This window comes from Spiroplasma endosymbiont of Polydrusus pterygomalis, assembly GCF_964030825.1.
GTDB lineage: Bacteria > Bacillota_I > Bacilli_A > Mycoplasmatales > VBWQ01 > Spiroplasma_E.
In genome coordinates this window covers 1,337,423-1,352,420 of the sequence record NZ_OZ034964.1, presented here as the reverse complement: position 1 = coordinate 1,352,420, position 14,998 = coordinate 1,337,423, and the positions used below count along the sequence as shown (strand labels likewise).

General features: G+C 23.9%; 10 protein-coding genes and 1 pseudogene. 6 read left to right on the top strand and 5 right to left on the bottom strand.

Annotated features, from left to right (window positions below; all coding sequences use genetic code 4):
* Positions 1–2 precede the first annotated feature (2 nt).
* From ACQH25_RS06765 to ACQH25_RS06750, 4 genes are read left to right on the top strand one after another with little or no spacing between them, the layout of a single operon-like run.
* Positions 3–2,474 carry a hypothetical protein gene (locus tag ACQH25_RS06765; RefSeq protein ID WP_425381238.1) on the top strand — a complete coding sequence of 824 codons (2,472 nt, stop codon included), beginning with the start codon at positions 3–5 and terminating at the stop codon, positions 2,472–2,474.
* A gap of 4 nt (positions 2,475–2,478) precedes the next feature.
* Positions 2,479–2,601, top strand: a complete 123-nt coding sequence (locus tag ACQH25_RS06760) for a hypothetical protein (RefSeq protein ID WP_425380902.1) — start codon at positions 2,479–2,481, stop codon at positions 2,599–2,601.
* 16 nt (positions 2,602–2,617) lie between these two features.
* Positions 2,618–3,865: a hypothetical protein gene (locus ACQH25_RS06755; protein WP_425381005.1), complete on the top strand. Its 1,248-nt coding sequence runs from the start codon at positions 2,618–2,620 to the stop codon at positions 3,863–3,865.
* Complete coding sequence (locus tag ACQH25_RS06750) at positions 3,810–5,840, top strand: hypothetical protein (protein ID WP_425381006.1); 2,031 nt, start codon at positions 3,810–3,812, stop codon at positions 5,838–5,840. The genes ACQH25_RS06755 and ACQH25_RS06750 overlap by 56 nt, the downstream gene beginning before the upstream one ends.
* Before the next feature lie 84 nt (positions 5,841–5,924).
* Here the strand turns inward: ACQH25_RS06750 and ACQH25_RS06745 are convergent, their stop codons facing one another.
* Positions 5,925–6,323, bottom strand: coding sequence for a hypothetical protein (locus tag ACQH25_RS06745; RefSeq protein WP_425381237.1), 399 nt, complete (start codon positions 6,321–6,323; stop codon positions 5,925–5,927).
* A 216-nt stretch (positions 6,324–6,539) separates the two neighbouring features.
* Positions 6,540–8,246, bottom strand: a complete 1,707-nt coding sequence (locus ACQH25_RS06740) for a hypothetical protein (RefSeq protein WP_425381236.1) — start codon at positions 8,244–8,246, stop codon at positions 6,540–6,542.
* A gap of 68 nt (positions 8,247–8,314) precedes the next feature.
* Here ACQH25_RS06740 and ACQH25_RS06735 point away from each other — a divergent pair, with 68 nt between their 5' ends.
* A complete protein-coding gene (locus ACQH25_RS06735; protein ID WP_425381009.1) occupies positions 8,315–9,469 on the top strand; it encodes an Mbov_0401 family ICE element transposase-like protein in 1,155 nt (384 codons plus the stop codon).
* 228 nt (positions 9,470–9,697) lie between these two features.
* Here ACQH25_RS06735 and ACQH25_RS06730 read toward each other — a convergent pair whose 3' ends face one another.
* Entirely contained in the window at positions 9,698–9,931 is a 234-nt protein-coding gene (locus tag ACQH25_RS06730; RefSeq protein ID WP_425381235.1) for a hypothetical protein, read from the bottom strand.
* A 112-nt stretch (positions 9,932–10,043) separates the two neighbouring features.
* Here ACQH25_RS06730 and ACQH25_RS06725 point away from each other — a divergent pair, with 112 nt between their 5' ends.
* A complete protein-coding gene (locus tag ACQH25_RS06725; protein WP_425381234.1) occupies positions 10,044–10,364 on the top strand; it encodes a hypothetical protein in 321 nt (106 codons plus the stop codon).
* 523 nt (positions 10,365–10,887) lie between these two features.
* Here the strand turns inward: ACQH25_RS06725 and ACQH25_RS06720 are convergent.
* Both ACQH25_RS06720 and ACQH25_RS06715 read right to left on the bottom strand, forming a co-directional pair.
* Positions 10,888–11,921: pseudogene (locus ACQH25_RS06720) on the bottom strand (IS3 family transposase); the annotation flags it as partial.
* Between the two features lie 414 nt (positions 11,922–12,335).
* Positions 12,336–14,864 (bottom strand): vitamin B12-dependent ribonucleotide reductase, encoded by a 2,529-nt coding sequence (locus ACQH25_RS06715; protein ID WP_425381233.1) that lies wholly within the window; start codon positions 14,862–14,864, stop codon positions 12,336–12,338.
* Between the last annotated feature and the right edge of the window lie 134 nt (positions 14,865–14,998).

Sequence of the window (14,998 nt, the reverse complement as noted above, 5' to 3'; positions counted from 1 at the left end):
TTATGATTAATAAACTTTGAACTGATGTCAGTTTAGAAAACTATAATAACTGATATCCATTAACTGGAAAAATTATAGAAACACCACAACAATATATAAATACATGACCTAATGTTAAGGATTGATTTACAACTTTTGCTATTCGTGCTCAAAATGATATTAATGCTTATCTTAATTTTATTTTATCTAAATTTCCTTTTGATAGTTTTAAAGATGAATTAATTAAAGAAACATTAAGAGATATGGTTTATGTTTGTGTTGAACATTGAGTATTTAATCGTACACCAATTGAGTTTAATGTTGATGCTACTATTCAATTTAATAATGGTACATCATTTAGTGCAAATAGTATTCCTAGTATTAATGTTTGAGATTTAGCACCTAGTAGAATGAAAATATGAGCAAGATTAACAGAATTAAAACAAATATTTTCAAGTTATAATAATGATGAAATAGATATTGAAAAAATTGATTTAAAAGCATTCTATACTAGAAATCAAGTTGATGAATTAATTAAAGAACAAAAAGCATTTACATTATCAAAGCAAATGAAATTATATGATGATTTAGTTGATGATAATGAAAATGAAATATATAGGGGTCCTGTTAGTAAGTTTGTTAATAAAGGTTATGTAGCAACTGAATATGATAAAGAAACTGAAACAATGATTTTAGATTGACCTGATGAAATTGGTACATTACCACCAGAAGCATTACAAAATAATCCACAAGTTGGTGATTTTACTCATGCTGCAACTGCTGACTTTTCTGCTAAACAACAAAAAAGAATTACTACCAATGAAAATAATATTAAATTATTAGAAAATAAAGTTGATATTAATAAACAAAATATTGATGATATTAAAAATAATTGATTTAATATTGCAACTAGTCCTTTATGAAAAAAAATGTCTTCTATTATTCCTAGTAATGAATTTGGAAAAATATATTTAGCAATATGGGGTTATAGTTACCAATCCACTACTAATCCAACTGATAATTATATATATAGTAATAAAAAAACTATATTTAGTTTAGGTGGAGAAGTTCAAAGAACAACACAAAAAAGTATTAAATTAGATGAATTAATTGTAAATGATAATGTTAAAATACAATTATTATTTACTCAGGAATGAAATGATATTACTGTAACTTCTAATGATGCTAATTATCAACCTATTTCTGTTGAATTATACCAATATATAGGAAAAGGGACACCAACTGAATTTATAGCAGAAGATAGTACAGAACATGATTATTATACAAAACAAGAAACTAATGAATTATTAGATAAAAAACAAAATATAAATGACGATAATTTACAAACAGTTGCTAAACAAATTGTTCCTGCAATTAATGAAAATAAAGTAAATATAGATAAAAAAATGGATGTAGAACAATTTCCATATGCTTTTGCTGTAAATGCTCTTGGTACTGAAAATCCTAATTTAGAAACTACTGATAAAACTATTGTTGGTGCTATTAATGAAATTAAAGCAAATGGTGGGAATATTGATGAAAATAGAATCTTCAATAATAAAGATGATAAAGATAGTACTACAAGATTAGTTAATGAAATTATTAAAACAAATGTTGGTGGTAAAACTTTAATTTATAGAAATAATCCTAATGTAACAGATGATAAAGATATTCCAGATAAAAAATATGTTGATGATGAAATTATAAAAATAAAAGATTTAATTAAAAAACTTGTTGTATGAAAAACAATAGGTGAGCGAATTGATGATAGAACTTGAAGTAATTTTTCACCTAGTTTAAATGCTCTTTATCGTGTATTTTTAATTACTGAAACAAGTATACCTTTACAAAATGGTTATAAAGAAGTTATCTTTTTTACACCTGCACAAGCAATTGGAACTGGTGCTTATCGTATTACTTCTAGAAAAATAGGTAATAGTGATGCTGTTTTAAATATGATTTATGATAATACAAAATGAACTTTAAAATTAGATGGTGGCGATACTGGTGGAGCAATATATAGGCTTGAAGAATTAAAAGCAGAGGATTTATATGAAATTAAAAGTAATACATTAGAAATAAAATCACCAGAAGTAATAGATATTGAAAAGCCTATAAAAATTGATTCAAAAACTTTATTAACAAAAGAAATTAGAGAAAATGAATGAGAAATAAATTTAAAAGAAAGTCCAACACCAACACCTTATCCAAAATGAAAAGATGTAGCAATATCATTAAGTGGTAATTCTATTCATTCTTATCAATTAAAATCAAATACATTTTATAAAATATTTTATGATTTGAATCCTTTTAGTACGAGTACATTTGGCAAAACTCCAACACAAACAATAGAAATATTTTGACAACCACAAACATCATCAAATTGAGTATGTTTTCTTCCAAGTTTAAAAAGAATTTCATATATTAATATTGTAAATAATAAATTAATAACTGATCAAGGTTATTTATGAAAATTACAAGAATTACAGGAATAAGATTATGTTTTTTAAAATTTTAAAAATTATTTTAGGTTTAATTGGTTTATTATTATCAGCAGCAACAGCAATTTTAGTTATATTTATTATTGTCAAAATTATGTTAAAAATTAATCAAATATTTTAGAAAGGTGGTGAATATTATGTTAAGTTTCTTTAAAAGAAAAGAAAAAACAAATATTACTGATAATCAAGGTGAAAAATTAAAGTTTTTAACTAATAAAAATAAAAGTACTCATGCTTCTATTTTAAGTTATTTTGGTTTTAATAATTTTAACCATGAAACTTATTTTACTGATTTTGTAGCAGAAAATAACGCTAATTTATATAATGCTCCATTAGATATTAATAATGAAACTATTAAACAATATTTAATTCAACAAGAATTTTATAGAAAAAATTGAAATTCTATTTTTAAATTAAGTAAATTAGGAATTAGTGGTTATTTAATTTATATTGCAAATGATAATTTATATTTTCAAGTAGTTGATATACAACAAAGAGTTTATGATATTACTGGTAAATTAATTCAATGTACTATTTTTTATGATAGTTATGAACAAAATTCACAAACTGTAAGATTATTTGAAGTTTATACATTAAATAATGAACAAGTAACAATTAATCGTGCAATTTATAGTATTAGTGATAATAAAAAACAATTTCCATTAGATTTTAAAACATATATTAATAATCCTAATTTAACACAAGAACAAACATTAAATATTAACTATATACCAATTACAATTATGCGAAATAAAGCAAATGAATTAGCAGATTGTAATAAAGTAATGGATAAAATTAAAGCATTAGATGTTATATTTGAACAAATTGTATTAGATACTATTTTAAACTCACCGAAGTTTATTTTTAGTCAAACTTATGGTAATGTTCAATCTTTAATGGAAGAAGCAGTAAGAACATTAGTTACTAAGAATTATATATTTAAAAGTGCTGGTGATAATAACGAACAAAACGAAAGTGTCAATATGACTAGTAGTAATTTTAAAGGTAAAAATTTAACTGATATATATGACTGATTGGTAAATGAAATATCTAAGCGCTGTGGTATTCATATACCAAGTCAAAAGAAATCTGCACAACAATCAGTACCTGAAAGTACAGCTGTAAATATTTCAACTATTAATTATATTGAACAAAAATTATGACAATTTAATATTGATATTCTTAAATTTATTAAATTGTTAGTAAATTTAGATAAAGATTTATTAAATAGTCAAACATTTAATATTGATGATGAACAAGAAATTAATAATTTAACTGTTAAATTAAAATTATTTAACCCTGAAAATAACCAATTAATAGGAGATAACAATGGAAAACAACAACAAACCACAAACCAAGTTTCCACAGAAACAAAAGCAAACTAAACTTAATCAAGCAGATGTAGAAAATGATTATTTAATTGATAATATTCCTTATGATTTTACTAATATGATGCGTGCTACTAGTGACCCTGATATTAATAGAGCATATGATGAATTTAAAAAAAGAACAATTTATATTTATGAAATTGAGCGTTTATTTAAAAATAATGAAAATAATAGTTTAAAATTTTCAGCAAATACTATTAAAATTGGTTTTATTGATATTGAAAAAGTTTTAAAAACTACTGCTGTTGAAACATCTGACTTTACTATGCAATTAAATCAAAGAGCAAGTACTAATATTAATGATAATACAATTGAATATAGTATGACTGATATTAAAAATTTAATTTTTCAAGAAATAAATTTATTAAATCAATTTAAGTTATATGCAGTTAGTATAAATGAACCATTAACTGAAAATAATATTGATAATTTATATATCATTAATAATTATTCTCAGCCTTATCAAAATCCAAAAACAAGAAGTACTAAAAGTATTACTATTATTAAAATTAAAGATTTTAAAACAAGAGATGGTTATCCAATCATTATTAAATTACAAAAACCATTAGATAAAGATACCAAAGTTATTGGTTTAAAAATTAAAGCACCTAGAAGCATGATTTTCGGCAATATAAAGGTACTTGGTGAAGTTGACAATATGGAAGTATACCCAAAGTTATTTGTTAAAGATAAGATAGCATTTCCGCTGTTATCAATGCCTATTGAAACTCAACCAAAAGTTAGAATATTACAACAATGATTTAGCGAACAAATATTACCTTGAAATTTAGCAAAGCAATTTATAGGACAAGAAAAATCAGTTTTAGATTTAATTGCTATTGGTGGTGGAACTGAAACAAGAAAAGAAATTATTAATAATGCAAGAGTTACATATACTAAATTAGGTTATAAAGTTACTAAGAGTGCACAATTATGACCATTAAATGAAGAAAAAGAATTAAAAGATAATGAAGTATGGCATTTGCCTTGAACAACAGCTGATTGAGTTTTAAATATTGCTACAACAAATAAATTTCATGATGTTGAAATAGAAATAAAAGATAGACCACCAATTGATAGTTTACAAAAAGTATTATTAGATATGTTAACTTATACATATACATATAATAGAAACTTTGATGGGGCAAGTTTAGACCCAACGAAAAAACCAAATGAATTAGATAAATTAAGAGCAAAATTTGAAGGACAAAAACCTGATGAAGTAATTACTAATTTATTCAAACAATGAAAATTAGATTATCCAAATTATATAAATTTACCACAAGTTCAGATTTTTAAACAACTAGTCATCATGTTATCAAGTAATATTTATTCAACAATGTCAATTAATAAAGGTTTAAATGATGATAATAAAATTTTATTACCCTATTATTTTGAATTAAAATCAAATCCTATACATAGTAATTCTGATGAAGTTTGAGAATTTAAAGATGCAAAAGTAATGTTAAAATCAGCATATTTTGACTTTACAGATATGAATAACATTAAACTAAAAAATAATGATATTAGTCAAAATGAATTATTTAAACTTGATGATAATCAATTCAACTGATTATCTATTACAAATGAATTAGAAAGTAACAATATACCGTCATTAATTCCTGCTGATTGAACATTAGGTAATGGTGAATATGGAAAATACTTTACAAAAGCAATTATTAGTAATAATAAAATTGAAAATGCATTAAATTTATATGGTTCAAATAAATCTCAATTACTTTCTAAATTAGAATTTTATAAAGAAATTTCACAAATTGATAATAATAGTGAATTTGAATTACAAATTAAAAATCCGATTAATAACTTAAATCGGATTGAAATTAGTGGTATATTTGGTTCTGGAAATTATGATTTAATTTTAATAACTGATAAACAAGAAATAAATCTAACTAATATTAATTTATTTGATAAATATAATGAAAATATTTCTTATATTAATTTAGAAATTTAATTATCAAAATATCCATAGGGATAATTACCATCTCATTTTTTATCATTCTTATTAGCTGGTTTAATTGCAAAATATAAATCTATTTTATAATGGTCACTTCTCGGACTTTGTCATATAGAAGCCCCCCCAATGCGCATTATAATCGTGGTCTAAAAAATAACTCAAATCATTAGTTTTATGATGTGATATTGAACCAATTATTAAACCTGTTACTCCACTTACTGCACCAATTAGTGCTAATGCTAATGTTATTTTACTTAAATTTGTTTTTATTCATGTTTTCATGATAAATTTCTCCTTTTTTATTTTGTTATTTTTTCTTAATTTTTCACAAGTTTTTAATCATTTTGGTAATAATTCATGTTCTAAATTAATTGTATGATTTTCACAAAGAAAAAGACTAAATGTTGTTGATTTTAATTCTAATAATATAATATTTGTTCATTTTTTATTACAATTTTTATTTTGGCAAATAACGTTCATTTTGTAAAATCTCTTTTAAAGATTTTAATTTATTCATAACTTTTAATTCTTTTTCTTTATTCATCATAATTTACTCCTTATTTCTTAACATCTTATTGTTTAATTGTACTTATTTTTTATTATTTTTACAAGTATACTTTTAAACGCAAAATAACGCCTAAATAAAAGGTGTTTATTTTGTGAGACCTATACTATTAATTTTATGTCACTTGTTTATTATATGGCAAATGTGAAGATGCTTTTTTTCACAGTAGCATTATTTTTACCACGAATTACGTTTTTATATGGATATAGTGCATAAAACAGAGCATCATAAGGATCTTGGTACATATTTTTATCTGGAATGTTAGTTTTTGTTTGGTCATATCTTAACTCTTCTAAACATTGAGTAGTTTTTGGTAAATCATCTTTATTTGCATAAAAGTTTCCATAACTCATAATATTTCTCATTCAAACTACGCGATTAGTTAATCCTGCTTCTTGATTTAGATTTGAAGCATGTTTAATAGCAGTTTGTGTTATTAAAATAGTATTATGTTCATCTATTAATTTTTGATTTAATCAATCCATTGCTGTTCGTGCTTTATCATCATAAAAGTAAACCGTTTGTTCAAAATTTTCAAAATTATCAATTAACCCTAAAATTTCATTAGCATAAGCATTAATCTTTTCATTTTCATTAATAAAGTCATTTGGTGTAACTACTAATTCACAAATAATATAAGCGTCATAATAACCAGTATTATTATATTCTTTAAATCCAACTACCATAAATACAGTATGGTCTTTATGACCAGTTGCTCAATCAATACCAATACTATAAAAATCAAATTTATATATATCTTTTTCTTGATTATAAAATTGTTTTAAATCATATGTTTGTCAATATTTTAATGTTTTTTGAAATGGGAAAATTGTAGCATCACTATCTAAAAATTCAAAACCATAAAAAACAGTATTAAATTCATCGGGATTACTTTTTTTCATTTCTATTAATGTTCTTTTTTGAATTTCTGGTAATTTATTTCAAAACGGTTGAATAGTAAATCTTAAAATAAATAAACCTAAACCACTAAACACTTCTTTATTTTCATAATAAACTTTACCAACTTTTTTAAGATTATCCATAGTTTTATCATTTAATGGTAAAAATGGTGTACAGTACTTTAAATAAAATGGGTGATATTTATCGTATGGATTACATGTAAAAGTAATAAAAAAACTTTTATAAAAATAACGAGTAATCTTTTGTCCAAAAGTAGAACTATATATATTTTTATCAATAAATGTTCAACTTCATTCTTTAATTGGTTCATTTGATACTTTAATACGATTACTTCTAAACATAGAATTTTGTAAGCGTTCATAGCGATATGTTAATTGCTTTTCTGTCAACGTTTCTTTTTCTTCTTCCATAATTATTTCATCTGTACGTGAACCTAAAAAACTTGACCCACCTGCTTCTTTTCCAAAAATTTTATTACCATTAGCATAACCAATAAAATCAATTTGTTGATTATTAGGAAAAATAATACACCCACCATCCTTAGTAATTTTTCATTTAATATCATGGGAATTATTAGGTAATAAATTAATATCATATATATCTAATAAAACTTGACAAACATTCATTAAAGCACCAATAGTGGTTTCACTATGAGTATTTTCATATCGTCTTACTTCTTGTACACTACTATCATTAAAATTACAGCATATAAATAAATCAAATGCTAAACAGTTTCAAGTTTTTCTTGTTCCCCGTGCTGTTGGTATAAAACGATAAAAACAATTAGTAGTAAAATATTCTGCTCATTCATCACCAACAAATGCTTTAAAAATATCTCAACTAAAACCATAATTATTATCACTAAAATTAAGGTCATATTTTTTATTTAATTGTGCATAACTACTAATGAATGGCATATTTACTCCTTAGTTAACATATATAAGTTAAAATTTAATTATTAATAAATTTAGAAAGGAAATAAAGAATGTTATTTTTTCAAAATCATTTTAATTGAGAACAACATTATTTTAATCAAGATGAATTAAATTTAAAACAAACACAAGAATTGTTTAAACAAATAGATGATAAATTATGAAATGAATGTGATAAATCTATATATAAACCATGTAAATTTAGAAAAAGAAAATTAAAAACAAAAAAAGGCCTATTAACTTATAAGCGACGTATTTGTACATATTATAACAAAAAAATACAAAAAATTGAATATGTGTCATTACTAGATATATATCTTGGTGTTAAAAAGTATAGTAAATTAGCACCCGATGTTATTAAACAAATTTTAAAATATTTTACTGACGGAAAAAGGTATCGTGATGTTTGTGATACTTTTATAGAAGACTTAATAAGTAATAGTGCTGTTTTTAGAACATATCAAAAATTTCAATTACAAAAAATAAAAATTCCTAAAATCAAATTAAAACCAAACCAAACTTTATATATAAATATTGATGATGGACATAGAAAATTTAAGTTTAATGATAACCATAATAGTAAAAAATGTAAAAAATGTTCTATGAGATTAATAATATTTTGCATTGGTAAAAAGAAAAATGGCAAATTAATTAATAAAAGAGCTGCATGTAAAATAAGATTATCAAAAACAAAAATTGGTGCATATAAAACTGCACAATTAATTCAAAAATATGGTAGATTATATTATGAAAATTTTGACCAAGCAAATTTAATAATTTGTGGTGATAGTGCAAAATGAATTAGAAAAACTGCTGAAATTTTAAATGCTAAATTTATTTTAGATAAATTTCATGCTTTTCATGTTTTATTTCTTGGAATTATGGCAGGAAGAAGAAAAAATAAAATTGCTAAACTACATTATGAATATGCACAAAATTTATTTTCAAAAGGTCAATATTATGAATTAATTGATTTTTTAAATTCATTAATATTAAAATATCCAAAATTAAAAGTTGGTTATTTCATTAATGCAAAAGATGGCGTATTAAATCAAGCATTAGTTGAAAATATTGGTTGTTTTACTGAAACTAATATTAAACAAATTTTAAAACATATGATTGGAAGTAGAACCTATAATATTGATATGTATTCAAAAATGGTTAATTTTAAATGCTATCAAATAAATACAGAAATACAGTTATTATAAAAAAATCCCTAATTAAAGGGATTTGCCTAAGAGACCACGTACTTAACATACGCTTAGTAATCAAAGGGTATACGGTTTATCTTAAAGGACTTTAATTTATTATAACATACTTAAAAACTTATTAAAAATTATTTTAATAAGAATTTTTGAATTATAAAACTAAGCATTATTGTTGACTTATGTTTTACAAGTGTTAAGATTAATATACAATTGCATATAAAGTCTAAATTATTCTCGTCTAACTTTATAATTTAAAGACAAATAATGAATATTATAGACAACATCGTTATGCTCCCATAATTTTTTAAAATTTTTATTATCACAAAAACGAACAAATAATTTATAAGATACAAACATCAAAATTAGAAAAGTCATAGACATGGCAATTGAAATTGTATAAAGTGAATTTACAAATTCTGTTCATCATGGTCAATTATCATCATTATGATTTAAAAAATACATATTTTAATTGGATAAGTTACTGGATAGGTACAATTTTTAGAACCATAATTATTTTAAACGTAAGATAATTTGTTATAATAATTTTTATAATAATAAAGAAAGGTATTTTAAAATGATTACTAATGAAATTGCTGAAAAAATAGTTAGCATTGCGTTTGCATTATCAGTTATAATTAGTGCTATTGGTTGATTAGGAATAAAAAAAAGTAAAAAATCATATATATTTTTATGAATAGCAATTATTCCTTTAATTATTAGTGCCATATTTTCATTTTTTACTAAAGATTATTATAGTAATATTTTATTAATATTAATATTAATAATATCTTATTTAATTTATATATGTTTTTTATCTGTTAATACTTATCGATTTTTTAAGATAAAAGATAATAATCAAGAAATAGATAATATTATAGAAAATAAAGTTACTTAGGTAACTTTTTAATAAAAAAAGGTGGGAAACGGATGTACGTTCTTACCAATGTGGGCAATTAAGCCTATGGCCACCTTTATAATTACATATTATCATTTTCTATATTTTTGTTAATTATATTATTTTCTTCATAATTTTCAAAAGATAATTTTGTAAAAAATATTTGTTTTTTATCATTAATATAATTAAAATATTTAATATAATTTCCATTATAAATTTTATATATTGCGTGTGCTAAAAATCTGCTCCTTGTATACAATAATCATTTCTTGAATTACTCATTTTAAAATCATAACTATAATTAAATCATTTTAAATATTTATGATAATTATTCATATAATCAATTATATTTTTAGAATTTCCAGGATTATATACTTCTTCTTTATCTGATTTTATTTTAAAATTTCATATTCTTTTGGAAAGGCAACAGTTTTTCAGACTATTTTTTAATAGACACTATATTCTTATATTCAATAGGAGTTAAATAACCTAAACTTCCATGAATACGATGTTTGTTATACTAGTTAATGTAATCAAAAACTTTAATTTTTAATTCAAATAATGAGTTAAATTTTTGATGGTTAATTAATTCAGTTTTAAATATTTTATAAGTTGCTTCAGCAACAGCATTATCATAGGGACATCCTTTTTTACTTAGGGATCTAGTAATATTAAAAAACTGTAATGTTTCAGCAATTTTATAGTTTTTAAATTCACTACCTCGATCGGTATGAAAAAGTTTAGTATTTTTTAAAGGTCTAGTCACTGATAATAATGCTTCACTTACTAGTTTAGCATCTTTGTTACTTTCAACACTATGACCAATTATTTCACGGTTAAATAAGTCAATAATTAAGCAAATATAGTTTCAAGCATTTCCTACGCTAACATAAGTTAAATCCGACACAATAACTTCTCCTAATCCTTTATTATTGAAATTTCTATTTAAAAGATTATTTGTTTTTTCTTCGTTAACTTTACTTATATTTGTCTTATATTTAGCGCTTGTATATTTTGATATTAATCCATATTGCATAATTAATCTAATTTTACGTCGTGAAATAATAATATTTTGTTTACATAAAACAGCTTTTATTTTTTTAGAACCATAAACTGAATAACTTTTGTTAAAGACGTTGATAACTGCTCTAGTTTTTACTAAATTTTGTTTATCTAGTTTATTCTTTTGACTTTTATAATAAAAAGTTGCTTTACAAATTTTTAAAAACTTACACATTTTAGTAATAGAATATTTATTAATATTCTTTTTAATGATAATTATTTTCTGTCAATTATCAGCGTCACTTGCTTTAAAAGATCATTCTCCATTAGTAATTGTTTGCTTTGTTTTCTTAATTCACATAACTCTCTTTGTTCGGGAGAAAGATTGTCTTTAACTTTAAAACTTCCTGAAATATTATCCATTTTTATTCAAGAATAAATTGTTGAACGTTTTATTTGATATTCTTCAACAATTGTAGTAATATTTTTACCATTTTTGTAAAGAGCAACAATTTGTTGCTTGAACTTGTCTGAATAAGTAGTATATTTTGCCATAATAATAGTTGACCTTTCTTTTTAATTAATTATATCGTGTCTATATAATTATGGTTCTAAAAATTGTAACCTTTCCATTATATTAAACAAATTAACATATCCAAATTCTATATTTAAAGTAAAACTTTCTGGAATTATTGAAATAGTTTTAGCAATATTTAATGGGTCTGGTAGTAATATACTTGCTGGATAACTAAATGTTGTTTTTTTGTTTCACTATATTCATCATTAATTGGTTTTATATTGATGAGAAGATATAGATTTGAATGAAAATTCAATAATATCAGAATTAAAAGAGAAATTTTCTTCACATAAATCTAGAATATTTTGATAGTTAAAATACACTCTTGACACAACTAAATAACTATAAAAAATAAAAATATCTACTTATTTAAGTAAATATTTTGCTATTATTTATAGTCCACATTTAGATTGAATAGCACAATTATTGCAAGTATAACAGCCACCACTAAAGACAAGGACTCCTTCCTTACATGTTGTACACAAATCACCCAAATTAGTACCAATTTTACGATCTTGACGATCATTGCGCCATCCTGGTTTAATTGGTTTTGTTTCACCAATATTATCAATAAAATTTTCTGCTAATCCTAAATCGTTTAAATTAACTTGTTCTTGTATTTGATTGTCATCATCAGATAAAGATAAAACTTGACTATCTCGGCTTCCATCAACATAAACAGTTCCCCCTTTAGCTCCATCTTTGTATAATTTATAATATATTTGTTCTACTTTTTTAACAGTATATCCTTTAGGAGCATTAACAGTTTTTGAAATTGAAGAATCAACTCAACGTTGAATAATGCATTGAACATTAGCATGATCTTCGGGTGTTAACTGCATTGCTGAAACAAAAATGTCAGGTAATGGTTGTTCTTTAATTTGAGGATGAAATTGTAGTCAGTCATTAACAATTTTTGTTTTTACTTCCATAAACTTTCCCAATCTTCCTGAACGGAAATATGAAAAGGCAAAGTATGGTTCAAGCCCTGTTGCAACACCAACCATTGTTCCAGTTGAACCTGTTGGAGCAACAGTTAATAAATGAGAATTACGAATACCATATTTAAGAATATCATTTCTAATTTCCTCTGGCATTCTTTTCATAAAACCACTATTAATAAATGCTTTTCGTGATTTTAAAAATGGAAAACTTCCTTTTTCTTTAGCAATGTTAATTGAGGCACGATAAGCACTAGTAGCAATAGTTTCAAAAACTTTATTAACTACTTCATTAGCTGCTTGAGAACCATATTTTAAATTACCTCAAATTAATAAATCATGTAGACCCATAACTCCTAAACCAATTCTTCGCTCACCAAGTGCTTGTGTTTTATTTGCTGCTAAAAAATAGGGAGTACTATCAATAACATTATCTTGCATACGAACACATGTTGTTACACACTCACTTAATTCGTTATAAAGAATTTCGCTTGTTTTTTTATCAACAAAATTGGCGAGATTAATAGCGGCGAGATTACAAACTGAATAAGGAGCTAAGGGTTGTTCACCACAAGGATTAGTTGCAACAACACGCATGCCATATGTTTGGGCATTGGTCATTTCATTAGCTCTATCAATGAAAAAAATACCAGGTTCTGCTGAATATGTAGCACAGAAATTGATTAAATCTCATAAGTCAGATGCATTAATTGTGTAATAGGTTTTAATTGGATAACCCATTTTTTCTCAATCATGAACATCACCAATTTTATTTCAATGTTCATCATAATCTTGTTTTTGTTTTATCGTATAGTTATCTAAGTCAGGAAAACGTAAATTTCATTTATCATTTGTTGCAACAGCATTCATAAATTCATCACTAATAGTTACTGAAATATTTGTTCCAGTTAAAAAATCACTTTTAACTACTTGTCAAGTTCCACCAATTGCTAGTTTATTTTTAGCATTTTCTATTGTTTCTTTATTAAAAAGTTGTTCATTATTTAATATTGATTCAAAAATATCACGCTCTTGATTACTAAGTACTTCAAATTTTAATTTTTTACTTGCTTCATCGCGAATTAAACTTGATTTAGAATTTTCTTTTAATCATAATAGAATTTTTGCATTTTGCATTTTTGAAATAATAAATTCAATAATATCAGGGTGTCAGTCGGCTAGCATAATCATTTGCGCTCCACGTCGTGAACCACCTTGTTCTACTAAATGGGTTAATGTTGATAAATCATTTAATCAAGAAACAGCTCCTGATGATTTACCACCAACTGTTTTGGCAACAGTACCTTTTGGTCGTAGTGTTGAACCATTAGAACCAACACCACCACCATGTGACATAATTTCCATAACTTCTTGACGATGAGCAGCAATACCAGCTCGTGAATCACGAATAAAAGGCATTACAAAACAGTTAAAGAAAGTAACATCAGAATCACTACCAGCTCCATAGAGAACTCTTCCTGCTGGTACAATATTTAGTGATTTTAACTGTTGATAAAATTGTGATAAATAAGTAGATCTTAACTTTGGTGATTCTTTTTTGGCTAATGATTTACTAACACGATAAGCAATTTGTTCATAAAATAATTCTAATGGTTTTTCAAGTTCATATTTTTGCTTATGAATAATACCAGCTTTACCAGAAATTTTTATTAGTTCAGGATCGATGGCAACAAGATATTCATCTTCAATTTTAATAGCATAAACTTCATTTTTTAGTTGTTCAACAATAAAACCAATTCCTCTTGTTGGGAAAATAGCATCTTCACGAATAATAGTAATTACTAGATCACCTGGCTTTAGTGTGATTAAACTTTTGTCTTTTTGTGCATAGCGATCAAGCATTACCATTCTCGATACACTTTCATGAGTAATTTTATAATCTTTTTCTATTACTTTTAAATGTGGGAAATGATTGATAATATATTTATTTAGATTATTTTTCAAACTTTCACTATACATAAAAATTCACCTAACCTTTTACAAATCTATTGTTATTATAACAATTGATAAATTTAAAATCTAAATTTACTTTTTGTCAAGAAACTTATTATTTATTTAAAAAAATAATATGCTTTACAATAATATCATATTTT